Source organism: Paenibacillus sp. 01T443, assembly GCF_056398325.1.
Genome location: NZ_JBFTPE010000009.1, coordinates 156,418 through 182,976 on the forward strand (window position 1 = coordinate 156,418; position 26,559 = coordinate 182,976).

The following is a 26,559-nucleotide window of genomic DNA, read 5'->3' on the forward strand; positions in this document are numbered from 1 at the left end:
GAGCTGCAGCCGAGACAGCCGGTCTAAACGGTTTAACCGATCTATTTTCTTAACGAATATGTAAGCGATATCAAAGAAGAAAAAGGGAGGCCATGCAAGATGAAAAAAACGTTAAGCCTTGTTCTGACAGCATGTTTATGCACCATCTTAATCGCAGGGTGCAGCAATAACGGCGGCAATCAGGAGTCCCCAAACACAGGTACCGATAAAGGCAGCGCAGGCGGTGCGAAGGTGAAATTAACCGCAATCATCTCGAAACATCCCTTGACGAAGCCGCTGGCAGAGATGGAATGGCTGCAAAAGGCAGAGGATGCCGCAGGCGTGGATATTGAATGGCAGGAAATTACTGCAGACTGGGCTCAGAAGAAAGGCACGATGCTGGCAAGCGGCGATACGCCGGATTTGTTTGTCGGACCTAATGTCATTACGGACGCCGATTTTGCACAGTTCCAAGGTCTGTTCCAGGATCTAACCGAGCTGCTGCCGGAAGCGCCGAATGTACAGCAAATGTTTGATGATAAGCCGGAGACGAAAATTATTGCGACGCAGCCCGATGGTAAAATCTATGGATTGCCTAAATACCAAAGATTTTGGCCGGCGTCCGCAACTAGACAATATATAAACCAAACATGGCTGGATAATTTAGGACTAAGCATGCCGACAACCTGGGACGAATTGTATGACGTGTTAGTCGCGTTCAAGGAGAAAGATGCAAACGGCAACGGTAATCCGAACGATGAGATTCCGATGGACTGGCCGGGCGGTATTGGCGGCTTCTTCAACCCTGCAGTTCTTCTTGGCGGCCTAGGCATTACGTTAACTGACGGAAGCGGACAAGGCTACTTCGTCGAAGACGGAAAAGTAAAAAACTTCTTAACGGATGAACGTTACCAAAAAATGGTTGTTTTCCTGAATAAGCTGTATAAAGCCGGATTGATTAACCCGGAGGTATTTACCCATGATTATACGAAATTCCAGTCTGTTGCACGCGGTGAAGGAGATACGGCGAAGGTAGGCTTTACTTGGGGCTGGGTTGCTTCAGATCGCTTTGGCGAGCAGCTTGCGCCGCAATATACATCAATGTCTCCGCTTAAAGAATCGGCCGGTTTTTCAGGCAAATTATCATGGAGCTATGATTTCTCGACATTGAATTATGGCGTGAATCAAATCGTAATGTCAGCAAAAACAAAAAATAAAGAAGCAGCTATGAGATTTATCAATGAATTGTATAAACAAGAAGTGAGCATGCAGGTTTTATTCGGTTCGTTAGGAACGAATATCAAGGATAATGGCGACGGTACATACAGCGTGCTGCCGCCTGCGGATTCGAAAATGGATCCAGGCACATGGAAATGGACCTCTACATGGGCAGATAATGGACCGATGTATCTTCCGGACTCGTTAAACTTAACGCTAGGCAAAGATATGCAGGAGGTTCTCGTTCAGTCGGAGCCCTTGAAGGATGCTTTAGCAGTCGATGCGGAGAAGGATGTTTTCCCAGGCATGTTCATTAAGTATACGACGGCAGACAATAACACGATGAGTCTCAGCAATACGAATGTGATGAACCTCGCTAATACCAATTTTGCCAAATGGGTAACTAAGGGCGGAATTGAAGCGCAGTGGGACGAGTATGTGAAGCAAAGCAAAAAAGCAGGCTTAGACCAAAACATCGAGATTATGCAAAAATACTATGATGATTATATGAGCAAGAAATAAAAAAGACGTGATGCAGGGAGCTATGCCGCTCTTAATCAGGGTATAGCTTCTTTTTCAAAAAGAAGGGGGAATTTCTTATGCGCTCTTGGTCGATCTTCAGCACCTTCAAACGAGATATTCAATTGTGGTTGATGATATTTCCGGCAATAGCCGTTATTTTCGTATTCAACTATATTCCCATGTACGGCATTCAATTGGCATTTAGGGACTTTGATTTCAGCAAAGGGCTTACCGGAGGAGAATGGCGGGGGTTATTTTATTTCAAGCAATTTATCGAGAGCTTTTTGTTCGTTGATCTCCTGACCAATACGTTCTTTATCAGCTTTACAGCGATCATAATCGGATTTCCCGCACCGATCATTTTAGCGTTAGTACTCAATCAAATTCGCAGGAAAAAAATGAAGCAGCTGATGCAGACGACGGTTTATTTGCCTCACTTTATTTCGATAATCGTACTGGTGGGTATGCTGAATGTCCTGTTGTCGCCGGAAACGGGCATAGTCGGATATTTCATGAAGTCCATCGGTTTTGGGGATATCAATTTGCTTGCTTCAACCTCTACCTTTATTCCGGTCAATATCATTTCTGACATTTGGCAGCATTGCGGATGGAATAGTATCATCTATCTTGCGGCGCTTTCGACTGTGGATCCGCAGCTGTATGATTCGGCCAAAATGGATGGAGCCAGCAGATGGCAAACGATTCGTTACATCGATTTCCCTGCTCTGATCCCGACTATCGTCATTCTGTTCATTCTTAGCATGGGAAATATACTAAGCACAGGCTTTGAGAAAATCTTTTTGATGCAAAATTCATTAAACCTGCCTGTTTCGGAGGTTATCGCTACCTATGTGTACAAGATCGGTATCGTATCCAATCAGTTCAGCTACGCTTCGGCGATCGGTTTGTTTAATACCTTGATTAATTTTGTTTTCTTGTTTGCGATGAATGCCATTTCAAAAAAAGCTTCCAATACGAGTTTATTCTAAATGGCAGTCGAAGGAGGAGTGGTTATGGTCCGTAACCGTGTAAGCGGTAGTGAACTTGTATTTCGAATCGTATTATTCGTGATGTGCGCGCTGATCTTTTTGGCTATTGTTTATCCGCTTTACTTTATTATCATCGCCTCGATCAGCGACTCAACTCTTGTTTCGACCGGAAAAGTGCTGTTCATGCCCAAAAATATCAGCTTTTTCGGATACAATCAAATCTTTCAGGACGAGCGTATATGGAACGGATACCGCAATACGGTTTTTTATACGTTTGCAGGCACGCTGGTCAATTTGTTGATCACCTTACCGGCAGCCTACGTGCTGTCCAGACGTGAATTCCGGGCGAGACGGATTATCATGCTGTTATTTGTTATCACCATGTTTTTTAATGGAGGCCTGATTCCGACTTACTTGCTGATGAAGGACCTTCACTTAACCAATACGGCTTTGATGTTTATCCTGCCGTTTTGCGTGAATGTGTTTTATCTCATTATCGCAAGAACGTTTTTTGAGTCATCTTTGCCGTCCGAATTGTATGAAGCGGCGGCAATCGACGGCTGCTCTCATTTCGGATTTTTCATAAAAATAGCGCTCCCGTTGTCAAAGGCTTTAATTTCAGTCGTTGGACTGTATTATTTAGTCGGCCATTGGAATGATTTCTTTACGGGATTGATTTATATTCGGGACAATAAGCTGCAGCCGCTGCAAATTATTCTAAGAGATATATTATTATCAAACCAGGTTTTTCAAAATGGAGCTGGCTCCGGCGGGAACGCTGGGGGCTACGCGCAAAAGTATGCGGACCAAATCAAATACGGGGTTATCATCGTATCGACTTTACCGATTTTGGTGCTCTATCCTTTCCTGCAAAAATATTTTGAGAAAGGCGTTATGATTGGTTCTGTAAAAGGCTGACAGAAAACGCAGGATGCGGATGATAGATCCGTTATCCTGCGTTTTTTAGGCTTGCATAGATGAATAGCTGGTCCAGATTCAAGTAAGAATATAGGCAGGTGAAGAAACATAAGGAAATGGACAACCTTTTCGGTTAAAAATTTACAATCCGATGACCATCCATTAATACCTGTATGAAAGTCGCCTTGTATGATGAACTCAAACTACCGCTTGAATGGGGAGAGTATATGACATCGGATCAAATTTCACAATTTGAAAAGAAAGTAATTATCCGTAACATCGGACCAGCAGATTTTGCGAAAATTATTGCGCTGCAGCATATTTGTTTTCCGAATATGATTCCTTGGAAGATTGAACAATTGGAAAGTCATATACGTATTTTTCCCGAGGGGCAAATATGCGTAGAGCTGGATGGCGAAATCATCGGCTCCTGTTCAAGCTTAATCGTTAATTTCGATGATTATTTAGAGCAGCATACGTATTCGGAAATTACGGATAAGGGCTATATCCGCAACCACAACCCGCATGGCGGAAGCTTGTACGGCATGGAAGTCATGGTCCATCCAGACTATCGCCGAATGAAAATTGGCAGACGGCTGTATGAGGCCCGCAAGAGGTTGGCAGAAAAGCTGAATCTTAGAGGAATTATCGTCGGGGGACGTATTCCGGGGTATCACAACTATAGCGACAAAATGACGCCTAGAGAATATGCGGAAGAAGTGCTGCAGCAAAATATTTACGATCCTGTACTCACTTTTCAAATGATGAATGGCTTCACGCTAAAGCGAATTATTACGAATTATTTGCCCGATGATGATGACTCGAAAAACTTCGCCGCTTTGCTGGAATGGAACAATATTGACTATAAGCCGAGCAATAGCAAGACACACTATAAGCTGTCATTTCCTGTTCGGATTTGCGTCATTCAATATATGTTGAAAAAAATCGATTCCTTCGAGGAATTCGCGACGCAGTGCGAGCATTACGTTGACGTCTCAGCGGATTATAAATCGGACTTTGCCGTGTTCCCGGAAAATGTGACGATGCAGCTGCTTTCCTTCCTAGAGGAACGCTCGCCGAGTCTTGCCATTCGGAAGCTGACCACGTTCACTGTGCAGTATGTCGAGTTATTTTCCGAATTAGCGGTAAAATATAATGTAAATATTATTGGCGGTTCCCATTTTATCGAAGAAAATAACCGGATCTATAACGTTGGCCATCTATTTCGGCGTGACGGAACCATCGAGCAGCAGTATAAGCTTCATATTTCGCCGAATGAACGCAAGTGGTGGGGGATAAATGGCGGCACGAAGCTGGAAGTATTCGATACGGATTGCGGTAAAATATCGATCCAGCTTAGCAGCGATATTGAATATCCGGAAGTTTCGCGAATTGTGGCAGAGGAGGGCGCTCAAATTATATTTGTCCCTTTCTGCGCAGAGGATCGCCAAGCCTTTCTCCGTATCAAATATTGTGCGCAAGCTAGGGCGATTGAGAATCAGGTGTTTACCGTTACTGCGGGAACGGTAGGCAATCTTACGCATGTGGACAACGTGGATATTCAGTATGCACAGTCAGGTGTATACACGCCTGCCGACTTTTCGTTCCCGCGAGATGGCATAGCAGGAGAATGCAGTGAAAATACTGAAACGGTCATAATGGCAGAGGTGGATATGGAAATCTTGCAGCGTCATCGCAAATCGACGGATGTACTCACCTTCCGTGATCGTCGAACAGATATTTATTCCCTTCAAATTCGATCCTAAATTAGATCTTCAATAAAAAGCGCTCTAACAGCCGGTTGAAGGTATTGGGGGCATCTGCATTTGCGCAGTGCCCCGCCTCTTGCAAAATTACCAAACGAGCTTCTATTTCTCGCTTTTGCAGCTCAACGGCTGCTTCTTTAATGATGGGAAGATCATGTTCGCCCACGATGATCAGAAGGGGATAAGACACTGGCGTATCCTTACGGATAAAGAATGTGTTCATTCCGGCCATTGCGGTAAAGGAGCTTCTGTTAAAATGCTGGGCTCCCCGGGCAAAGCCTTCTCGGCCAGCAGCAGTGAAGCAGGAAACGGAAGTTACATGATTTCTGAACCTTTTCATAGAGAATAGTAGATACAGCATCCATTTTAACCCTTCCGTTTTTTGCCTCTTCAATACCTGCTCATTCGCTTTATGAATGGAATAACCTCCAACGATAATGACCGACTTTACCTGATGCGGACAACGATCTGCAAACGCCTGTGCGACAAGCGAACCCATGGAGACACCGAGCACATGACAGGCATCCAAGTTGTTTTCAGATAAAATTCGGCTTATCGCCTCAGGCATATCTTTTATGGTCATTTTAGATACTCCGATATGATTATTCCGATGGCCGTGACCAGGCAGATCGATTACGATGATTTGATAGTTATTTTTAAAATAAGCAAGCTGGTTTTCGAAAATAGTGTGGTCAGCAAATGCGGGATGAAGCATCAAAAGGGTATCCTTTCCTTCATTTTCAAACATAAAATAAGTCATTTGACCCTTTTGACCTATCAGGCTTGTTTTTCTCTTAAGTATGCTCTCCACCTAGCTCAGCCTCCAGTTCCATTGCGAATTTTTTAAACCAGGTCAACATGCTTTGGTGATAATAGAGTCCTAAATCTAACGTTTTAAGTTGGTAGGCTACGACTGAAGCGACATTCTCAGGGACTTCTTTCTGATTTGCCTCAACAGAGGCAGCACTGAATTCTTGAACTGAGGTTTCCAATTGTGTAACGACTGCTCTTATAATGGCCAGACGCTCTGCTGGTGTCATAAACCCTAAAAAAAACAATCGAGTTGTTACATCTTGCTCGAAACGGCTTGGCGTAATAGAAGAAAGCATCCATTCCATAAAATGTTCTCTTCCTAAGTCGTTCAATGTATAAAGCTTTTTTCTGCGGCCGTTCTCGGTGACTTCTTGAAAGGTTACATGGCCATCATTCTCCAATTTCTTTAATGCTGCTTGTATGCTCCCGAGACTTGCGCTAATAAAGGGAGATATTTTTTGCTGGAGCACGTTTCTGATATCGTATTGCGATAGATTGCGAAGCATGAGCAGCCCTAAAATAACAAACGCCATGGAAATCACTTCCTAATTTTGGTATTAAGCCAATCATAACAAACCTATTAGGTATATGTAAGTGTCGTTTTTATTTAAATTTAAAGGCTGCATGGAGAGCGCTTACCATCGGGGCGGAATGCAGCTATAATTGGGTAATGAAGGAATGAATTACAAGTCATTTGAGCGCCGAAGGGAGACGTTTATGGAAAAGAATCGCAAGCTTATTCCTGTGCAAGAAGGGTCTTGGGAGCTGCTTTTTCAACCGGAGAAAACAGGTGGCTATGTTAATGATCACAGCTTAATCTGTGCTGATGACGGCAGCTGGCATCTTTTTGGAATTACCAGCTTATCGGAAGGAATCGATCCGGAAAACGAACGTTATTTTGTGCATGGCTGGGGAGAAAGGCTGAGTGATTCCTTAAAGCATGAAGCCAAGGTGATTGATCATGGGACAAGGGCATGGGCCCCAGGCGTCATCGCTCATAATGGCCGTTATTTTATGTTGTATGGGCCTTCCCCGACGAAATTGGCTGTATCCGGCGATCTTCATCATTGGATGAACCATGAGGTAGAGCTGGTCGGAGCGCCTCTTGAAGCCTGCCATCGCGATCATATGGTGATGAAGCTGAATGAGGATACATGGCTGATGTATGCAGTTGGCGTAAAAGACGGCCGAGGCTGCGTGTCTGTTTTCGTTTCCAACGATTTTATCCAATGGCGCTTTGTTCAATATGCATTCCTTACCTTGCCTGCTGCTCCGCTGCGCCCGGCTTGGGGAGCAGTGGAATCCCCTTATGTACTCAAGCATGAAGGTTATTATTATCTTTTTATAACATACACCGATTGCAGTCAGGAAAACTATCATGACACGCTCGTATTTCGTTCTGGCAATCCCTATGATTTCGGCAGCTATGATGGCGTGGGAGGCGGAACGGAGCCGATCGCCCGAATGTTCGGGCATGCATCTGAGGTCATCCAAAATCCGGAGGATGGCAACTGGTACATAACGACATGCGGGTGGAGAGGGAGGGGAACGCCCCATGAAGGGGCAGTATCCATTGCGCGCCTTATTTGGGAGGAAGCAGCGGATGAATAGGACAAGCAATAAAGCTAAATCAGCAATGACCGGTGAGCAGCAGGTAGCAGACTTCATGCAAAAGCTTGAGCATCCTCAAAAACAGGAAATAGCAGCGGTCCGAACCATTATCCTAAGCGCAGATCAGCAATTGCATGAGCATATCAAGTGGAATGCGCCAAGCTTTTGCGTGGACAATGAGGATCGAATCACGTTTAACCTGCGAGGTAAAGGATATTTCATGCTCGTTTTTCACTGCGGCGCGAAAGTAAGAGAAAGAAATGGAGAAGGGCCTTACATTGACGATACGTCTGGTTTATTGGAATGGGCGGCCCATGACCGGGCAACCTTGAAGTTTACAAATATGGCGGACGTAGAAGATAAGAGAGATAGGCTGACGGAGATTATCCGGAAGTGGCTCGCAGATGCAAGCTCCGAGTAGCTTAAACAAATGATGAGAGGTGCGAAGCGGTATGCAAAAAATCACGCCATTTTTATGGTTCAATGACAATGCGGAAGAAGCTATGCTTTTTTATATCTCTGTTTTTAAAAACGCAAGCATAAAGAGCGTTACGCGGGGTGGCGAAATCGGTCCAGGAGGGAAGGGCGCTGTTATATCCGGGACATTTGAAATCGAGGGTCAACGATTTATGGCATTGAACGGCGGACCCCATTTCGCCTTCACGCCTGCCATCTCGCTGTTCGTAAGCTGCGAGACGCAGCAAGAGGTAGATGAGCTGTGGGAAAAACTCTCAGCGGGAGGCTCCAAGGAGCGATGCGGCTGGCTTAAGGACAAGTTCGGCTTATCCTGGCAGATCATTCCTACGTTGCTGGGCGAGATGCTTCAAGACAAGGATGCAGAAAAATCAGGCAGAGTCATGCAGGCAATGCTTCAAATGGATAAGATCGATATCGCGCTTCTGACACAAGCCTATGAAGGCTGATATATAGAATTAATAAAAACCATAACTTGACGAATTGACGTCGAGCTATGGTTTTTTATTAGATGTTTATTGTAGATAACTGTTCTTTTATCAACTGTATAAATATTTTTTGGGAAGAGGTTGCAAATTTTTTCTTTTTGGATTGCAGGATTCCAATCGAAATAAACGGATTCTTCAGTAGGATTGGAGTAGCGACAACCCCGCTTGGCAAAGAGACGGAAGAAAGGACAACTCCGACGGAAGGAAACGATCTTACAAAAGAAGGGATGGATGAGATTTGGCTGACCGTATAATAAAAGGGCTTGGAATGGAATGAGGAAAGCTCCTTCTCCAGCCGAATGTGATATAAGCAGCTTGCACCGCCAACGATAAGCGGAAACTCAAACAAATCGTCTAAACTAAGATAGCTTTTTTTCGCAAAAGGATGTTCTTCAGACACAACAAAGGAGATCTGTTCATCATAAAGCGGCTCGAATTGCAGGTCAGTTAAATCGTTTGGGTCCCCGCTTACCGCGAAATCCAAGGTGTTATGAATTAAAGCATGCGAAAGGGCATCGGTATTTCCAACGACAAAATGGCAGTTAATATTCGGTTTTTGTTTGCGAAAGCGGCGAAGAACATCAGGTAGGACGGAGGAAGTTAGAGGCTCGATGACACCGATACGGAGTGTCCCTATCTCTTCTTTTTGCAAGGAGCCCGCTTTCTCTAACACGTAATTCCAATGGCTGATAAGGTCTTCTACTTCTTCTGCGTATATTTTTCCGGAAGCTGTTAGTTCTGCATCCCAGCCCCTTTTGAATAGCTTAATTCCCAATTCCTTCTCCAGCCTTTGGATCTGGTTCGTGACGGTAGACTGAGCGTAATTCAGTCTTTCTGCAGCCTTGGAGAAGGTTCCTTCTTGAATAATGGTACGAAATGTCGTTAATTCCTTCAGGTCCATCTTATTCACTCCATTCGATAAAGTGAAAATTCTTATCAGTTAATTCAATTATACAGATGAAGAATAGAGGTGTAAAATTCAAGTAATCAATCGCAGATCGGAGTGATGATACAGATGCCGTTCATACGAGTATCTTACTTGGAAAATGAATACCAAGAGAACGAGTTGCAAATGATCAGCAAAAGCATAATGAAGGTTTTAATGGAAAACTTCAATGTGCCGGAAAATGATTATTTCCAAGTATTCCATGCTCATAAACCGAGTGAATTTTTTTACAGTAAGGATTATTTAAAGGTAAGGAGGACGGATCAGCTTCTATTTATACAGATCTTTCTTGGAGCAGGTAGGAGCACTGACCAAAAACGGGGCTTCTATAAAGGGTTAGCTGAGCAGCTATATCTGCATTGCGGAATAAATGCTGGGAATGTATTTGTTGTACTCGTTGAAACTGAGCTTGAAGATTGGACATTTGGAAAAGGGCTTGCGCAGATGATTGATGATCATCCTGATGATAAAATCGTGGAAGAAAAAAGAGGCTTGAAGCATAAACGAATCCTCTCAAACGCGCAGGAAACCTACGGAAAGCTTGCTCCTGCATTTGCGACTTATACGGAGAACGTGTTATTCGGAGACCTGTGGAGAAGGAGAAATCTTTCTCTAAGGGAACGAAGTCTCATAACCGTAGCCGCTTTGGTAGCCGGTGAACATAGCAACCAGCTCCCGTTTCATTTGAAGCTCGCGAAGGAAAATGGTATTTCTGAGGAAGAACTAATCGAGGTCATGACGCATCTTGCCTTTTACGCTGGCTGGCCAAAAGCTGCTTCAGCCATTCAAACAGCGGAGGATGTTTTTTAGGGAAAAAAGAATTTAATAAATCCGGTCAACCACGTGTTTTGCACGTGGTTTTCTGTTTTATTGGTCGCATCCCTTTTTTATATTATAATAGCTAGTATCGCTTATTTTTATCAGGGCAATTAAGCATGGCTAAACATCCTTTTATAGATTGGAGCAACAAAATGATATATCGCAGTTTAGATGAATGCATCATTGATTTGGAGAAAAACGGGCATTTGGTTCGTATTCGCGAAGAGGTAGACCCTCACCTTGAAATGGCTGCTATCCATATGAAGGTTTTTGAAGCGGGCGGTCCCGCGTTGTTGTTTGAAAATGTAAAAGGATCAAAATTCCGTGCCGTGTCCAACCTTTTCGGAACGGTTGAACGGAGTAAATTCATTTTTCGTGAGACTTGGGAATCGGTTCAAGATGTCATTGCACTGCGCAATGATCCAATGAAAGCTTTAAAAAATCCGTTTAAACATATCGGAGCGGGACTCGCGGCGAAAAATGCGCTGCCCTTAAAAAAATCAGACGGCATGCCGGCTGCCATGCGGGAAATCAATATAGCCGACCTGCCCCTCATCAAGCATTGGCAAGAGGATGGAGGAGCTTTCGTCACTCTTCCTCAAGTTTATTCTGAGGACCCGGAAAAGCCGGGCATCATGAACTCCAATCTGGGGATGTACCGCGTTCAGCTTAACGGGAACGAATATGAATTAAATAAAGAGGTTGGCATGCACTATCAGATTCATCGCGGCATTGGCATCCATCAGGACAAGGCAAATAAACAAGGGGCTCCCCTAAAGGTGAGCATCTTCATTGGCGGTCCCCCTGCGCACACATTATCGGCTGTTATGCCTTTGCCGGAAGGCATGAGCGAGCTGACCTTTGCTGGTTTGCTTTCAGGCCGGCGCTTCCGCTACAGCTATGTTGACGGTTTCTGCGTAAGCCATGATGCGGATTTTGTAATTACGGGAGAGATTCACCCAGGCGAGACGAAGCCGGAAGGGCCTTTCGGTGATCATCTGGGTTACTACAGTCTCACGCACCCGTTTCCGGTTATGCGAGTGCATAAAGTGTATGCCAAGCAAAACGCAGTTTTTCCGTTTACCGTCGTTGGCAGACCGCCGCAGGAAGATACGGCGTTTGGCGCGCTGATTCATGAGCTGACCGGATCGGCAATCAAACAAGAAATTCCAGGGGTAAAAGAGGTTCATGCCGTTGATGCTGCAGGTGTGCATCCGCTGCTGTTTGCTATTGGAAGTGAACGCTATACGCCTTATCAGGAGATAAAGCAGCCAGCGGAACTACTTACCATTGCCAATCGGATATTAGGAACGGGACAGCTGAGCCTAGCCAAATATTTGTTCATTGCGGCGGAGGATAAGAAACCTATCGATACGCATCAAATCGAGGAGTTTCTAACCTTTATCTTGGAACGCATCAATCTTCGCAGGGATATTCATTTTCAGACCAATACGACCATAGATACCCTTGATTATTCGGGTACGGGATTGAATACCGGAAGCAAGGTTATTTTCGCGGCAGTCGGCGATAAGAAGAGGGAGCTGTGTCATGAGGTTCCGGGCATTTTAAATGAGATTCCAGGGTTTGAGAAAGCTGCATTGGTCATGCCTGGCATTGTGGCCATACAAGGTGCCGCCTTTACGGATTATACGGAAGCGCAGGAGGAAATGAAGGGCTTAAGCAGTTCTATAAGTGAAAAGGGTGAGCTCCCTTCCTGCCCATTCATCATTCTTTGTGATGACAGTGCATTTATGAGCGCGGATTTGAATAATTTTCTCTGGGCCGCATTCACTCGCAGCAATCCTTCACATGATATTTACGGCGTTAACAGCCAATACGAAAACAAGCATTGGGCTTGCGACAACGTCATTATCGATGCCCGGGTTAAACCGCATCAAGCGCCGCCGCTGATTCCGGACCCAGCAGTGGAAGAAAATATCAAACGCTTATTTAGAAATGGAGCCAGCTTAGGCGGGATTTCGATCTCGTAAGCGCGCAAGAGCAAGAAGCGGATCAAGAAGTCATTTGCTATCGAGACAACAAGGGGACACACCTATGCAAAAACTAACGAAAATGCAAACGATACTTCTGATCCTATTTTTAGTCATCGTTTGGGGAGTAAATTGGCCCTTATCCAAAATAGCGCTGTCCTATATGCCGCCTGTCTTATTTTCAGGTGCACGAACGCTCCTAGGAGGCATTCTGCTGCTGCTGATCGCCGTTCCGCGATACAAACGTTTGCAAATCAAGAAGACATGGACGATCTATCTTCTATCCGCAGTAGTTAATGTTATTTTGTATTACGGGCTTCAAACGATCGGTCTAAAATATTTGCCGGCGGGTCTATTCTCCGCTATTGTGTTTCTTCAGCCGGTGCTGGTCGGCATATTCTCGTGGATGTGGCTTGGGGAGTCGATGAACGGGCTTAAAATTACGGGGCTCTTTCTTGGTTTTACCGGCGTCGGAATGATTTGCAGCGGCGCAGGGGGACTCTCAGGCCATATTTCTGTAGTGGGAATTTTGCTTGCGCTAGGTTCGGCGCTTAGCTGGGCTTTAGGAACGATTTACGTGAAAAAAAAGGGTCCAAGCGTGGATCCGATCTGGCTCGTCACGCTCCAATTGATTATTGGCGGTTTGTTTATGACGCTTCTAGGGTCTAGCTTCGAAAGCTGGTCGGAGGTCATTTGGGCACCCATCTTTATTTTTAGCTTAATTTTTATTTCGATATTTGTCATTGCCGTAGGATGGTTGGTTTTTTATAAATTGATGGACTCGGGTGAAGCAAGCAAGGTAGCCTCGTTTACGTTCCTTATACCCTTGATTGCGATCTTGACGGGCACCCTTTTTCTAAACGAACCCTTTACGTTTTCACTGCTCATCGGTCTTGTTTTCATCCTTCTAAGCATTTATTTTGTAAACCGGCAGCCTTCTCGCAGACAGCAAAGAGGCCGGGTATAAGCATGAGAAGCGATAGGTGAAAGCGCGGGACAAACATATGCTTCAGAAATAAAGGCTCTCGGGATCAATGGATCTCGAGAGCTTTTTTTCCTTTTTCCTTTATCGTTGTTCTTCCCCTCTTTTTATTCAAGAAATTTTCTGCGATACTCCCCTGGAGATAAGCTATTTTCACGCTTGAAAATGTTATGAAAAGACGTCGTACTGGTATATCCGACCCGCTCGGCGATCTGTTCAACCGTATCATCCGTCGTCTCGAGCAAATGCATAGCCACATCCAGCCGGATGCGGATGACATATTGAATAGGGCTGAGCTCGGTTTCTTCTTTGAAAAAATGACTTAAGTACGACGGACTCGCCCAAGAAGCCCTTGCAATATGAGCTAATGTAATGGGCTTGTTGTAGTTTTCGGCTATGAATTTTTGGGCTAATGCTGCCGAGTCTGCCCGGTGAGTCCGCTTCTTTTTCTCCGCTTCGGGCAGGTAATGCAAATGCCGGCATAGATACGAGATGAATATCGCAAGCTGCTGGTCAGCAATAAACGCGGACTCGGGAGCGCTGCTATTCGCCTCCCGATAGAGTTCGCGAATGATCCGCGCTGCCTCTGCAGCAAACGAAGGAAGGAAAATGACTGCCGGCCTTGTCCTCTCGAGAATGAAATTTTCGGGAAGCCCGGAAAGCTGAAGCCCTGAAAAACCCAAGCAAAAAAATTCGATAGGCTTGCCCGGCAAGCTCCATTCCTCATGCCATACGCCTTGCTGGAAGAGAACGATAGCATTCTTATCCGCTTCGTAGCCTTTCCCGTCTATGGTATATTTTGCTCCCCCGTCCGCAATAAATAAAAGCTCGGTCAGTTCCGGGTGATGATGTAAGGGATAATGCATGCCGGACTCTGCTGAGTAGGAATAACGGGAAATGAACTTGAGCTTCGGCAGCTCGTTAATAAGCGAACGCTGCATTTCAAGTCTCCTTTCAATAAAAGCAAGAACGAAGAGCCTAATAGCAAGAAATAGAATAAAAATCCATATAACCATAGGATATAGTAGGCTTATGATTTTCACAATATTTAATAAAGGAGACATTAGCCGATGCTCAAATTCCACAAGAGGAAGCTCTCTGATGAACGTTACGAGTCATGCTCCGTATTTGATGTTAACGGAGACGGCATCTTGGACATCGTCAGCGGTGCTTATTGGTATGAGGGACCCGATTTTAAAAATAAACATCGAATCTGCGAAGTCGCGGAGATCGACGGTTACCATGATGACTTCTGCGATTTTCCGATGGATGTTGACGGCGACGGGAATATGGATATCATAACCGCCTCTTATTGGAGCCTAACCGTTCGTTGGCGCAAAAATCCCGGAAGAACGGATACCTTATGGGAAACCGTAGATGCGGGTCCGACAGGGAATGTCGAAACGGTTCGTTTTTATGATATCGACGGCTGCGGCATGCCGGAAATATTTCCGAATGCGGTGGATGAGCCGCAGGCGTTTTTTAAGCTCCTGCGAGATGAATCGGGTAAAGGAACGGGTGTTTTTCAAAAAGTGGTTATTGGCACAGAGCCGGCCGGGCATGGGATGGGCTTTGCCGATATCAACGGGGATGGAAGGATGGATATCGTACTTCGCGGAGGTTGGCTGGAGCAGCCAGATAATCCGTATGCGGGCCCGTGGGCTTTCCATCCAGAATTTGAACTGGGGTCAGCAAGCATACCGATTGTTGGCCATGATGTAAACGGAGATGGGCGATGTGATATCATCTACGGCTCGGCCCATGATTATGGGCTGTTCTGGTTGGAACAACGAATGGCTGATAATGGGCAGCGCGAATGGATAAAGCATGTGATCGATACAAGCGGATCGCAATTTCATGACATGCAGCTCGTTGACTTGGATGGTGACGGCCGATTGGAGCTTGTAACGGGAAAACGGTACCGGGCGCATAATGACGGTGATCCAGGAGCTTTTGACCCTGTAGGGTTGTACTACTATACGATCAAGAACGGCTGCTTTAGCAAACATATTATTGACTTTGGGGAAGCATCGGAAGGGGCTTCGGGAGTCGGCATCTATTTTTGGGTAACGGATTTAAGCGGTAATGGTTATCCGGATATTATCGCGCCGGGCAAGGATGGTTTGTTCCTTTTTGAGAATCAGGGGCCGGGGAGAGATTAACATGAAAAAATTGAAAATTGCTTTTGTAGGAACAGGCGGGATGGGACAGATGGCACATCTCTCCAACTATTCGGTGCTTGGCGATTTATGTGAAGTTACCGCGATCGTGGAGCCCCGTCCGCAGCTGGCCGCTATGATAGCTGCCCGCTACGGAATCGAACAAGTCTATTACGATCACCTGTCATTGCTGGAGAAAGGAGGATTCGATGCGATCGTAGCACCGCAGCAATACCGGAAGCACAGCATCCTTATCCCTGATATACTGCGTGCCGGCATTCCGGTGCTTACGGAGAAGCCGCTGTGCCTGACGGTAGAAGCAGGCGAAGAGCTTGTTCGGTTAGGTGAAGAGCATCAGGTACTGCATATGGTCGGCTATCATAAACGTTCAGACCCCGCAATGGAATATGCCAGAGCCCGCGTTCAAGAGTGGAAGCAATCCGGTGAATTCGGCCAGCTTCGATATATTCGGATTTCGATGCCGCCAGGCGACTGGGTAGCGGGTGCGGACAAACCGCAGATGACCGAAGAGCCATACCCGGACGGCGGGTGGGAGCCCGAATCTTCTATATTTACGGAGCAGCAGAACCGGGAGTATGACAGCTTCGTCAATTATTATATTCATCAAGTCAACGCTATCCGCTTTTTCCTAGGGGAGCCTTACCGCTTGACCTTCGGTGATCGCTCCGGCGTTCTGCTGACCGGTGAAAGCGCAAGCGGCGTATGCGTCGCTCTTGAAATGGCAGCCTATCACACGAGCATAGAGTGGCATGAAACCATTTTAATTGCGTTTGATAAAGGCTATTTAAAGATTGAGCTTCCAGCTCCATTAGCAAGACAGCAAGCCGGGAAAGTGACGATAATGACCGATAACGGGCAAAGTTCGCCCGCTTATACCATCCCAATCCTGCCTAATCAGTCGGCAATGCGAAAGCAAGCCATCAATTTTCTGGCAGCAGTCCAAGGGACGGTTCAACCGCCTTGTACCGCTAAAGAAGCGCTTGAGGATTTGAAAATAGCAAGAGATTATATTCAGTTGATGTCCGCTTATACATCTCATTAATTGAGCAAATGATTCAACTGCACGTGATATCATCATTTTGCTATCTAGCATACTGCCCGATATGATAATATGAAGCTATTATTTCTATTATTTGGAGAGCAGGTGCAGGAGATGGCATCACAAAAGTTAGATAAAACCACCTCTGGCAATACGGGAGCTGCGAAATCTGCGCCTAGCAGCACAACGGCTTCCCTGACTGCTGAAGCTGCACATACAAAACAAGCTGCGGGCATACAGCCGAATGCGTTGCTGCAGCTTCAGAGTAAAATTGGCAATCGCGGCGTCACTCAACTGGTTCGATCTCATACGGGAGCCGGTGCTTCTAATGCGGCGGTTCAAAGAAAATCGAATCGGACGGGAATGCCGGATCAATTGAAATCAGGGGTTGAGAGCCTTTCGGGGCTGGCGATGGATGATGTTAAAGTCCATTACAACTCCGCCAAGCCGTCCGAGGTAAATGCGCTTGCTTATGCGCAAGGATCGGATATCCATCTTGGCCCCGGGCAAGAGAAGCATCTGCCGCATGAGGCATGGCATATTGCCCAGCAGAAGCAAGGCCGCGTGAAGCCGACGGTTCAGATGAAGGGCGCTTCCATTAATGATGACGCAGGATTAGAGCATGAAGCGGACGTTATGGGAGCTAAGGCCATATCCGAGCATAGGGACAAATAAATGCCTGGCAAATGGAGACGCTGGGGTTGGAGCGTTATTCTATTATGCGTGCTTTATGTGCTTTACACGGCGTATTCCATTGCAGCTTTTGCCAAGGTGAACGGGCTTACGAGAACGGACGGGGCCATTGTGCTCGGTGCGGCTGTGATTGAGGATGAGCCTTCACCGGTTTTGACGGAGAGAATGAACCATGCCATTTGGCTGTATGAAAACGGATACGTCAAGAAAATCATCGTAACAGGCGGGATAGGAGAGGGAGACGCTTTATCCGAGGCAGAGGCTTCGAAGCGCTATGCCATGCTGTATGGGGTGAAGGAGGAAGATATCTTTCTCGAGGATAAATCAAAAATTACGGAACAAAATTTGAAAAACGCTTATGCCATTGGCAGGCAGAACCAAATTTCTACGTTTACCATTGTAAGCGATCCGCTCCATATGAAGCGTGCGCTCCGGATGGCTGAAGATCTCGGCATGGATGCGTATTCCTCGCCAACCCAAACATCAGCATACAGAAGCTGGCGTACAAAGCTGCCCTTTCTATTAAGAGAAGTATTTTTCTATATCGGATATCAAGTCAAAGCATAGTCCTGAAGCCGGTAATGCCATTATGAATGGCAGCATTAGAGTCCGTATGTATAGATGGTTTTTTCGGCGCATACATATTACGGGATCTAATGCGATAAGGGAGCATATTCGAATCGCGCAAATCGTGTATTTCGAAGGTGCACTTGCGTCCTACCTGTGAAACCAGATTTTTATTAATAAATAAAGAAGCGCTGCGAGGAGTATTGACTCCTGCAGCGCTTCTTTTTATATATCCGAATCTATTATTTAACGAGGCCCTTATCCTGCTTGAATTTTTCCCATTGTGTTTCGGTTTCCTGTTGAATCTTTTCTTGGCCGGAAGCAATCAGCTTCTCCTTGTATTTCGGAAGCTCTTTGGCAGGATCCACCGAACCGGATTCCAGTGCAACTTGATACTCGTTGTTAACCGCAGTTATGTTAGCGATCTCGGCTTTAATGGACTCTTCGTTTACGCCGAAGCCGCTCGTAGCAGGGACGATAGCGCTGTCATTAAGCGCGATCGTTCTCTCCCATGTATCTGCAGCCTGGCCTGGTTTAAGGAAGGCGTTGAACTGATTGCCGAATACCCAGTCGCCGTTTGGCGCATAACCGGAATCCTTAATCGGTTCGATATTCTTGTCATCTACCTTGTTGTAATGCTTGCCTTCGATACCGTTGCAAATCAGGTTATAAAGGTAACTGTCCGTATTGAGCAGGTTGATCAGCATCAAAGTGCGCTCCGGATTTTTTGAGCCTTTATTGATGACATGCATAGCTCCGGCAATACCTGTAAAGTAGCTGTCGGAGATCGGGGCATATACAACCTCATTGCCGCCGTTAACGGCCATTTCGCCAACTTCTCCGCCTGGCTTGGATGTAAATTCAAGCGAAACGGCTACATTTCCTTTACTCTTCAAATCATTAATGTTCTGGATAATCGGAGCATCCTCGTTAATATAGCCGGCTTGGTACCAACGACGCATATCATCGTAATAGGCTTTTTTCTCATCGAGTATTTGCAGGCCGCTAATATATTTGAGTGAGGCATCGTCCTTCGCATAGCTTAGCGGAAGCCCCTCACCAACTTTGGTCCGATCCGTGAACAAGCCCCATGAATTTTGGGCAAGACCGAGCGGAATAATGTCCGGTTCGCTCTCTTTAAGCGTTTTCAAGAATGGTTCGATATCTTTATACGATTGAATGGTGCTGACATCAAGATTGTATTTATCGATAAAACGCTTCTGAATCGCTAAGCTTTTTGTTTTGGCAGCAACCTGATAGATCGGGAAGCCGTATACCTTTCCGTCGACAGCAAGCATATCCGGCCAAAATTTATCCGGAATATTAGCACGGGCCTCCGGCGCATATTTGCTGATCATATCGTCCGTAATTTCAAGATAAGCGCCTCTGTCGATATAAGGCTGATAGTTGCCCAGCCAGCCCTTCGAGCTCCACGCCAAGTCGAAATCTTCGCCTGCTGCAAGCATGGCGTTCAGCTTAGGCTCGTATTCGTCAAAAGTGAGCGGCTTGAGATCAACCGTTGCATTGATTTTCTCTTTGAGGTATTTGTTGATTTCGTCGTTAACAAGCTGTTGGTCGGGACCTGGATTAGCAGACACCGGATAAATAAAGGTAAGCTTAGCCTCAGGGAGAGCGGGCTCCTCGGAAACCGTGGCTTCCGGTGTTTTCTCGGCCGCATTGCTTGGCTCATTGGAATTTGCCGGAGCATTTCCATTGTTTGAGCAAGCTGCGATCATCGCGAAGCAGAGAATAAGCGCAAAGCATTTGACCACCAAGGATGCTTTTGTTTTTTTCACGTTTGAACCCTCCGTTTATCGTTGTTTTGTTATATGGCACAGTAGTCATTCCTTATCCTTTCAAGGAACCTACTGTAATACCCTTCACGAAATACTTCTGAAAGAAAGGAAATATAATGAGCATTGGACCGCCGGCAAGAATGGCCATCGCCATCCGGACGGATAAGGTCGGAAAGTTCGCATAGGCCAGCTTATCGGCTACCTGAGCAAGCGGAGAATTTGCCAAAAACTCAATTTGCGACAGAATGCGAACGAGCAGCAATTGAAGCGGGATATATTTGTCATTGTCGATGAACAGCAGGGCATAGAACCATTCATTCCAATAGCCAAAAGAGATGAACAGGCCGAGCGTTGCAAGAGCAGGGGTAGACAGCGGCAAAATAATCCGGAAAAAAATTCGGAATTCCTTTGCCCCGTCAACCTTTGCCGATTCAATGATTTCTTTGCCGATTTTGTCCAGGAAACCCTTCATAATCATAATATTGAAGGGGCTAAGCAGCGTCGGGATAATTAAAGCCAGCAGGGAGTTTTTCAAATGCAAGTACTGCGTCATCATGATATAGAACGGAATGAGTCCGCCGTTAAACAGCATGGTGAAGAAAATATAAAAGGTAATCGGCCTGTTGTAGCGGAAGTCCATCCGGGAAATCGGGTAAGCGGTCATGGCCGTCAGCAGTAGCGATAACACCGTGCCGACTATCGTGATGAGAATGGTGACTAGATACCCTTTGATCAATGGATCAGGCTTTTGAAATACGATTCGATAAGCCTCTATACTCCATTCCTGGGGCAGGAACTGATAGCCGTTTTGCACGAGGCTGTTCTCAGAGGTCAACGAAATAATGACGACGAGTACGAACGGAAGGGCGATCATCAGGCACAGTAGGGCAAGAAAGGTGTTGAACAGACCGTTCATAAGGTTAAACCCTTTGGTATTTGGCATAAATCATTCCTCCATTTTTAAAACAGCGCATTATCCTTATCCGTTCTGCGCACAAGATAATTGGCGGATACGACCGTAATTAATCCGACCACGGATTGCAGGAAGCCGACTGCTGCTGCAGAATTAATGTCGCCTAGTTTAGTCAGGGCGCGATATACGTAGGTGTCTATAATATCGGTTGTCGGGAAATTCGGTCCTACGTTGTTGGGTACAAAATAATGCAGGCCGAAGTCGCCGCGGAATATATTGCCCAGTCCCAGAATGAAAAGAATAATTACGAGCGGTTTAAGCAGCGGCAGCGTAATACGCCACATCATCTGGATGCGGGAGGCGCCGTCCAGTCTTGCAGCCTCGTAATAATCGGTACTAATGCCGGTAATCCCTGCATAGTAAACGAGGGTGGAAAAGCCGATTCCCTTCCACAGTGCCACGAGCGGTAAAATGAAAATCCATGGCGTGGTTTCCAAATACCATTTATGAGGCTCGAGGCCGAGCCAGCCTATAATCGTATTCAGGTACCCGCCCTTATGGTCGAGAAAGGCGTTCGTAATGTAGCCGACAAGCACAAATGAGATAAAGTAAGGCAAAAACATCGTGGTTTGATAAATCTTGATAAGCTTTCCGCTCAGCTCATTGAGCAGAAGGGCTAACAGTAGGGCCGCGACGGTTCCTAGAACAATGTAAGAAATGTTGTAGAGCAGGGTGTTGCGGATAATGCGGATGGCATCCTGCGCTTTGAACAAAAACTCAAAGTTGTCGAAACCGATCCATTTGCTGCCGAAGATGCCTTGGTCATACCTGAAATACTTGAAGGCCAGTATCAGCCCGATCATAGGGATGTAGGCGATGACAAATTTAAATAGTATGCCCGGCATGGCGAGCAGCAGAAGCTCCCGGTTTTTTTTCAAATGCTTCCATTCCTTGCTCAGCCATCCCGGCTTGGGCTGCCGGCTCTGGGCCATTAAGCCTCGAGCTTCGGGTTCTGTTTTGGCCACTTGTGATCTCCTCCATCTGAAGCGTTCTTGTTCTGATGCCATCATGCCACGTAAATTGGGCGGCGGGTAGAATAGGTTTTGCGAATTACTGTATTTCACGGGTGTAAAATATTCGATTTTGTGAATTTTCGTAGATACAGCGGCAAAGTTAAAGGCCCTTCGCCCACTGGAAGCAGTGAACGAAGGGCCTTTATACGCAATGTAACAGCTTAAGAGATCGATTTCTTCATGCGGTACTCCTTCGGCGTGCTGCCGACCTTGCCTTTGAATAAGCGGAAAAAATAGCTTTGGTTAGCATATCCGCATCTATCCATGATTTCTGTAATCGTATAGTTGTTCTGCTCCAGAAGCGCCTGGGCATGACACAAGCGAACCTCGTTGATATATTCTGTAATCGACATTTTGTAGTTCTCTTTGAAGAGCTTACCGATATAGGCAGAGGATAGCTTCACGCTCATGGCGATGGATTGCTGGCTAAGATTAATATCGGCAAACTTCTGTTCGATGAGCTCTTTGACCGTCTCCAGCATCATCTCATTCCGCTCCATATTGGCCGGACGCTGTCCCTCGCAGATTTTGGCGCAAAGCGACAGGAGGGAGAGATACATTTCCTCCAGCGTTTCCTTTTCTTGGGCAATCTGATGAATATATTCGAGATCAACGGAAAAGGTGACGATCCGGTTATCATTGATATCACTGGCTGCATTCTTGATCACCCAGGCAAGATTGGACACCGCCCGAATCATGTCGTCATACTGCATGCCGGCGATTAGGGAAAAGGCTTTCTCCAGCTCGTTGCCGGCATTGGTCAGCTGCCCCTTCTTGAGCGCTTCGGTAAGCTTCTTGTCAATAGCGTCAGGCAGCGAAATCTGCTTACTCAGCAGATTTTCCTTAAAATCCTCTGACGTTATGATTGCTTTGCGTCCCTTTACGATCATATACTGGCTCAGTCGCAGCGCCTGCGTATACGCCGTCGATAAATAGGAATATTGGGAAATCACATCGCTAATGCCGCAGGACAGAGAAATACTGTAAAAGCGTTCAATCGTGTCTTGAATTTCTTGAAGCAGTTGCATGACTTGTTGGAAAAGGGCATTCGTATCCTTAGCGCTTCGCGATAAAATAAGCACAACGTGATCGCCTCTGATTTCGACGGCTTCGCAAGGATAATGCCGGCCCATAATTTCTTGCGCAATATTAACGATTGCAAAATTATACAGCTTTTTGGAGGCACCGTTCATACTGTTGTCATAGGCAGCGAAGTTATCGATCTTCATCACGCAGACGAGCAGCTGGTCCTTAACGGAAATATTCAGCTCATGCTTCTCGATCAGATGCTGCATGTCATGATCCGAGAAGAGCTGGCTGTCGGATAAAAACCTTCGAATATAATATTTGCTTACGATATGCTCGGAGCTAATCTCATTAAGCTTCTCTGACAGCTTCATATAGTTATCGCTCATCAGGCGAAGCTCGTCTCTAGAGCCCGATCCGTCTTGTCTTTCATCAGGGAGATGAGGACGGATTCGCTTTAGCATAGCTTCGATCGGATTATAAAGCTTATATGACAGCCCTACCGACAATCCAATCGCGAGCAGCAGGAACAGTCCGGAAAGCAGCAGCGACTGATTGCGTGTCTTGGTCACTTCGCCCATCAGCTGGTCATAAGATTGGATGTAGAGGATGGTCCAAGCACCGAGACCGTCATCCATATACGTAAGCATTTCTTTTTCTCCGGCAAGATTACCTATGAAGAAGCCAGCCGAATCGTTTTCCTCGATTTTGTGAGTCTGGACCAGCTCCTTGATGCGAGCTTGGTCTTGCTCTTTTGTAAAGAATGCGTTTGGATCGGAGGATAAAAGTGTTCCGTCCTGCGTTTGGATGTAGATCTCGCCCTGATCGCGGTCGCTCGCCACATTCATTTTTTTTAAGCTCTCGAATACCCAGTCTGATTTAATGAACAAAATGATCGCGGACTGATTATTTGTAAACGGTTTCAAGGAGTCGGTTACAATAAACGCAAAAGTATCGATTCGGCCGTCATTCTGCTCAAGGCTCATCGGGATGAGCCGGTTGGTAGGCTGCGGCTGATCAGACTCCAGCAGGATGCTTCTAATCCGTTGATCGGTTACCCCATCGTCAAGCAAAAGGCTGCTGCTTGTGCCGTAAAGCTTGGATTGTGATTTGTTATAAACAACCATAGAGTGCAGAAAGGATGAGCTCTCCATAATGTTGGACATCTGGCGATGGCCGCGGATCAAGTCCATTTTGGGCAAATCATCATTAAACATAAGCGGAATAAGGAAATGGTCGCGGTATACGAAGTTCGACAGCCTTGTAATGATATCGTTCATATAGGAAAGATTGTACTGAATTTGCGAGAGCACCTTTAGATTGGATTCTTCTTGAATGCTTTTAACCGATTTTTCAAGAATGTACGTGTTGGATACCGATGATGCAACAAGCACAACCACCATGGCTGCCATGATGGAGAACATGACTCGCTGCAAATATTTTTTGGATTTATAAAATCCGAATACCTTCATCTGATCCAGGCCCCCCGTATCAAGATTCTGTTTACTTCGGACCGATTTTCTCAAATTCGATATCGGTCCAGCCTAACCGATATGCAGGAGACTCGGGGCGCAGACGATAGTCGGCTTCCTCGGGGCGAATGAACTGAGGTTCCCCGATAACCGTTTCTCCGTCGTATTTTCCCTGTGCAAGCGTTCGCCACTGCTCCCAATCGTATTCCTCCCGTCCGAGGGAATCCATTCTGCTGGAGAGAAGAGGCAGACAACCGGCAATTTTGCAGGGCTCACGGTCATTCCAATACAGATTTCGGTCTGAGGCAGTGAACCGCTCATCGCTATAATTAACAAAATAATATAGATACCCTGAATTGTAAACGATATTGCACGCGATATCGATATGTTTGTTTTCCTCGTCAGCCATTTCCTGAGATCCGATTGCGGCGATGGCATCGGGATTAGAAACGAGCAGATTGTTTTGGATCCGGTTGCCGATGCCCTTCGAGAAAATAAGCATCCAGAGCTTGCCTGGTCCCGTACTGTAAAGGCTGCTGATTATGTTATTTGTCACGGTGAAATCATCCGCGGCATCATCCAAATAAATGCCAAACCCAAAGGAGAAATGAATGCCGCTGTCATGCAGGTAGTTGCTGTGAATGATATTGCCTCTTCCCACACCCCAGGCCTCGATCAGTCCACCATCCTGGCTGTCCGTCATGACCCTAGATATATCGTTGTACGCAATGAAGTTGCTCCTGCTGTGAAGGAAGTCCCAATGGTTTTCCCAGGTGACAGGAATGTCGTATAGCTCAGCAGGCATCGCTTTATGCCGAAGTCCCTTCATGGAAATTCCGTATCTTGGCATATTGGCAATGAGATTGTTCGTGATTTTGTTATGGCCGCTCTGATAGAGCAGAATGCCGCAGCCATGTCCGACCAGCTCGCCGCCATCCTCGATTCGGTTGTTCGTAATCGTATGATGGCCGTTTGTAAAGGAAGCTTCGGGGCTTGCGAAAGGACCCGTGCCCGGCGCAAACCCATTTAAGCTGATGCCGATGTAACCGAAGTGGCGGATATCGTTGCCGTCTATTGTAATGTTCTTTGAATAGCGGTCCAGATAAATTCCGCAGCTTCCGGCTTGCGTCAGCTTGCAGGCGGAAATTTGAATGTGTTCGGCATGGTTGATATACACGAGGCCCTCGCGGTGTTCCGCTTGCTCAACGTTATCATCCATCATTCGATATTCGCGAAAAAAATCGGTACATGAAAAAGTCAGTTCTGAGAAGCTTAGGTTTCGCACAGTCTGCTGCGGGCTCTTTCCGTTAATATCGATCAGCCGCTTAACGACGGGAGCGATAATGGTCTGTTCGTTTGGATCCGTTACGCCATCCGGGACATAGTAGTAGAGCCAGTTCGAAGCCGAATCAAGATGGAATTGTCCGGGTGCTTGAAGGAAATCGAGCGAGCCTTGGATATAAAATCGGGATCCGGCTCCAATCGGCCACGTGGATGGACTTTCGAACAGTAATTGTTGACTCTCCGCATTTACGGAGGCGACAGGCTTCGTCTCGGAGAACCAATTCCATTCTCCTTCTCCAGGCCAGACAAATGCTTGAGTTTCCGTATAATCATATTGGTCAGGCAAGTCTTCAGGATGATAACGAATCCCTAGCTTATTCGTCTTCTCATCCTGATGATCATAGGGCTGTTCGGTTTCAAAATATCCGGCAGCCGGCATTCGGGCTTGAAGGACCCGCTTACCGTCCGCATAGAGCGTGTGAAAGTGCAGGAGGACGCTATCCAGCTTGGTACACCAAACCTTACCTTTATATGGCGTCCAGCCTGTTATTATCCTGCCACCTGCGATTACAACTTCTTCGCCGGGGAAGCTGGAGTAATGAATATGGAAGCCATCTCTTCCGGAATCTCTATCGTCGAAATGCAGCGTAGATTCAAGCTCGTAAAGCCCGCCTCGAATATACACCGCAACATCATGGCTCATTCCGTTCTTAATTTGTTCACGCACTTCTTTCTGTGCCCTGCTTAGCGTTAGAAAGGGTTCATCCAAGCTTCCTTGCGCATGATCGCTTCCGCTTGTCGCTACATAATAAACCGTAGTCATCATTAAAGCCCCCCCAGTAAGAACTGTACATTATAGTTATAAAACCGAAGTAGTATCCGTTGCAAGGGCTTTCAAATAAAGTACACTTAATCGTTTTTTTCACAGTAGACTGGCGTCTTATCCCATGATAACTTAACCTTCGATTGATAAAATCCGAGACTGATGGCAGCGGCCGAG

23 protein-coding genes and 1 pseudogene are annotated in these 26,559 nt (G+C 46.2%); 15 read left to right on the plus strand and 9 right to left on the minus strand.

What is annotated here, in order from left to right; genetic code table 11:
- Positions 1 to 99: 99 nt before the first annotated feature.
- The 4 genes from AC1DLI_RS18965 to AC1DLI_RS18980 all read left to right on the plus strand — a co-directional run bounded on the left by AC1DLI_RS18965 (position 100) and on the right by AC1DLI_RS18980 (position 5,392).
- Positions 100 to 1,719, plus strand: a complete 1,620-nt coding sequence (locus AC1DLI_RS18965; RefSeq protein WP_477605296.1) for an ABC transporter substrate-binding protein — start codon at positions 100 to 102, stop codon at positions 1,717 to 1,719.
- Between the two features lie 77 nt (positions 1,720 to 1,796).
- On the plus strand, positions 1,797 to 2,708 hold the full coding sequence (locus AC1DLI_RS18970) for an ABC transporter permease (RefSeq protein ID WP_477605298.1): 912 nt from the start codon (positions 1,797 to 1,799) through the stop codon (positions 2,706 to 2,708).
- A gap of 24 nt (positions 2,709 to 2,732) precedes the next feature.
- Positions 2,733 to 3,626, plus strand: coding sequence for a carbohydrate ABC transporter permease (locus AC1DLI_RS18975; RefSeq protein WP_477605300.1), 894 nt, complete (start codon positions 2,733 to 2,735; stop codon positions 3,624 to 3,626).
- 227 nt (positions 3,627 to 3,853) lie between these two features.
- Positions 3,854 to 5,392, plus strand: coding sequence for a GNAT family N-acetyltransferase (locus tag AC1DLI_RS18980; RefSeq protein ID WP_477605302.1), 1,539 nt, complete (start codon positions 3,854 to 3,856; stop codon positions 5,390 to 5,392).
- A 1-nt stretch (position 5,393) separates the two neighbouring features.
- Here the strand turns inward: AC1DLI_RS18980 and AC1DLI_RS18985 are convergent, their stop codons facing one another.
- Together AC1DLI_RS18985 and AC1DLI_RS18990 are read right to left on the minus strand one after the other, a co-directional pair.
- Entirely contained in the window at positions 5,394 to 6,203 is an 810-nt protein-coding gene (locus AC1DLI_RS18985) for an alpha/beta fold hydrolase (RefSeq protein WP_477605304.1), read from the minus strand.
- Positions 6,187 to 6,738 (minus strand): PadR family transcriptional regulator, encoded by a 552-nt coding sequence (locus AC1DLI_RS18990; protein ID WP_477605306.1) that lies wholly within the window; start codon positions 6,736 to 6,738, stop codon positions 6,187 to 6,189. Before AC1DLI_RS18990 ends, AC1DLI_RS18985 begins: the two co-directional genes overlap by 17 nt.
- Before the next feature lie 184 nt (positions 6,739 to 6,922).
- Between AC1DLI_RS18990 and AC1DLI_RS18995 the strand changes: the two genes are divergently transcribed.
- From AC1DLI_RS18995 to AC1DLI_RS19005, 3 genes are read left to right on the plus strand one after another with little or no spacing between them, the layout of a single operon-like run.
- Positions 6,923 to 7,816, plus strand: a complete 894-nt coding sequence (locus tag AC1DLI_RS18995; protein ID WP_477605308.1) for a hypothetical protein — start codon at positions 6,923 to 6,925, stop codon at positions 7,814 to 7,816.
- Positions 7,809 to 8,237 carry a DUF1801 domain-containing protein gene (locus AC1DLI_RS19000; RefSeq protein ID WP_477605310.1) on the plus strand — a complete coding sequence of 143 codons (429 nt, stop codon included), beginning with the start codon at positions 7,809 to 7,811 and terminating at the stop codon, positions 8,235 to 8,237. Before AC1DLI_RS18995 ends, AC1DLI_RS19000 begins: the two co-directional genes overlap by 8 nt.
- A gap of 31 nt (positions 8,238 to 8,268) precedes the next feature.
- A complete protein-coding gene (locus tag AC1DLI_RS19005; RefSeq protein ID WP_477605312.1) occupies positions 8,269 to 8,739 on the plus strand; it encodes a VOC family protein in 471 nt (156 codons plus the stop codon).
- 58 nt (positions 8,740 to 8,797) lie between these two features.
- Here AC1DLI_RS19005 and AC1DLI_RS19010 read toward each other — a convergent pair whose 3' ends face one another.
- Positions 8,798 to 9,679 (minus strand): LysR family transcriptional regulator, encoded by an 882-nt coding sequence (locus tag AC1DLI_RS19010; RefSeq protein WP_477605314.1) that lies wholly within the window; start codon positions 9,677 to 9,679, stop codon positions 8,798 to 8,800.
- A gap of 201 nt (positions 9,680 to 9,880) precedes the next feature.
- Between AC1DLI_RS19010 and AC1DLI_RS19015 the strand changes: the two are divergent.
- The 4 genes and pseudogenes from AC1DLI_RS19015 to AC1DLI_RS19030 form a co-directional block, all read left to right on the plus strand.
- Positions 9,881 to 10,141: pseudogene (locus AC1DLI_RS19015) on the plus strand (tautomerase family protein); the annotation flags it as partial.
- 75 nt (positions 10,142 to 10,216) lie between these two features.
- Complete coding sequence (locus AC1DLI_RS19020; RefSeq protein ID WP_477605515.1) at positions 10,217 to 10,534, plus strand: carboxymuconolactone decarboxylase family protein; 318 nt, start codon at positions 10,217 to 10,219, stop codon at positions 10,532 to 10,534.
- A 161-nt stretch (positions 10,535 to 10,695) separates the two neighbouring features.
- Positions 10,696 to 12,534, plus strand: a complete 1,839-nt coding sequence (locus AC1DLI_RS19025; RefSeq protein WP_477605316.1) for a UbiD family decarboxylase — start codon at positions 10,696 to 10,698, stop codon at positions 12,532 to 12,534.
- A 64-nt stretch (positions 12,535 to 12,598) separates the two neighbouring features.
- On the plus strand, positions 12,599 to 13,501 hold the full coding sequence (locus AC1DLI_RS19030) for a DMT family transporter (protein WP_477605318.1): 903 nt from the start codon (positions 12,599 to 12,601) through the stop codon (positions 13,499 to 13,501).
- Positions 13,502 to 13,623: 122 nt separating this feature from the next.
- On the opposite strand, the gene AC1DLI_RS19035 is transcribed toward AC1DLI_RS19030, so the two are convergent.
- Positions 13,624 to 14,457, minus strand: coding sequence for a helix-turn-helix domain-containing protein (locus AC1DLI_RS19035; RefSeq protein WP_477605320.1), 834 nt, complete (start codon positions 14,455 to 14,457; stop codon positions 13,624 to 13,626).
- A 129-nt stretch (positions 14,458 to 14,586) separates the two neighbouring features.
- Here AC1DLI_RS19035 and AC1DLI_RS19040 point away from each other — a divergent pair, with 129 nt between their 5' ends.
- The 4 genes from AC1DLI_RS19040 to AC1DLI_RS19055 all read left to right on the plus strand — a co-directional run bounded on the left by AC1DLI_RS19040 (position 14,587) and on the right by AC1DLI_RS19055 (position 17,995).
- A complete protein-coding gene (locus AC1DLI_RS19040) occupies positions 14,587 to 15,678 on the plus strand; it encodes an FG-GAP repeat domain-containing protein (protein WP_477605322.1) in 1,092 nt (363 codons plus the stop codon).
- A 1-nt stretch (position 15,679) separates the two neighbouring features.
- On the plus strand, positions 15,680 to 16,738 hold the full coding sequence (locus tag AC1DLI_RS19045; protein ID WP_477605324.1) for a Gfo/Idh/MocA family protein: 1,059 nt from the start codon (positions 15,680 to 15,682) through the stop codon (positions 16,736 to 16,738).
- Positions 16,739 to 16,849: 111 nt separating this feature from the next.
- Positions 16,850 to 17,410: an eCIS core domain-containing protein gene (locus AC1DLI_RS19050; protein ID WP_477605326.1), complete on the plus strand. Its 561-nt coding sequence runs from the start codon at positions 16,850 to 16,852 to the stop codon at positions 17,408 to 17,410.
- Positions 17,411 to 17,995 carry a YdcF family protein gene (locus AC1DLI_RS19055; RefSeq protein ID WP_477605328.1) on the plus strand — a complete coding sequence of 195 codons (585 nt, stop codon included), beginning with the start codon at positions 17,411 to 17,413 and terminating at the stop codon, positions 17,993 to 17,995.
- Positions 17,996 to 18,237: 242 nt separating this feature from the next.
- On the opposite strand, the gene AC1DLI_RS19060 is transcribed toward AC1DLI_RS19055, so the two are convergent.
- The 5 genes from AC1DLI_RS19060 to AC1DLI_RS19080 form a co-directional block, all read right to left on the minus strand.
- The gene (locus AC1DLI_RS19060; protein WP_477605330.1) at positions 18,238 to 19,791 is read right to left on the minus strand and encodes an ABC transporter substrate-binding protein; all 1,554 of its coding nucleotides are present in this window, start codon (positions 19,789 to 19,791) and stop codon (positions 18,238 to 18,240) included.
- 52 nt (positions 19,792 to 19,843) lie between these two features.
- On the minus strand, positions 19,844 to 20,734 hold the full coding sequence (locus AC1DLI_RS19065) for a carbohydrate ABC transporter permease (RefSeq protein WP_477605332.1): 891 nt from the start codon (positions 20,732 to 20,734) through the stop codon (positions 19,844 to 19,846).
- A 17-nt stretch (positions 20,735 to 20,751) separates the two neighbouring features.
- Complete coding sequence (locus AC1DLI_RS19070) at positions 20,752 to 21,729, minus strand: ABC transporter permease (protein WP_477605334.1); 978 nt, start codon at positions 21,727 to 21,729, stop codon at positions 20,752 to 20,754.
- Between the two features lie 209 nt (positions 21,730 to 21,938).
- Positions 21,939 to 24,275 (minus strand): helix-turn-helix domain-containing protein, encoded by a 2,337-nt coding sequence (locus AC1DLI_RS19075; protein ID WP_477605336.1) that lies wholly within the window; start codon positions 24,273 to 24,275, stop codon positions 21,939 to 21,941.
- A 31-nt stretch (positions 24,276 to 24,306) separates the two neighbouring features.
- Positions 24,307 to 26,385: a right-handed parallel beta-helix repeat-containing protein gene (locus AC1DLI_RS19080; RefSeq protein ID WP_477605338.1), complete on the minus strand. Its 2,079-nt coding sequence runs from the start codon at positions 26,383 to 26,385 to the stop codon at positions 24,307 to 24,309.
- Positions 26,386 to 26,559: the final 174 nt, after the last annotated feature.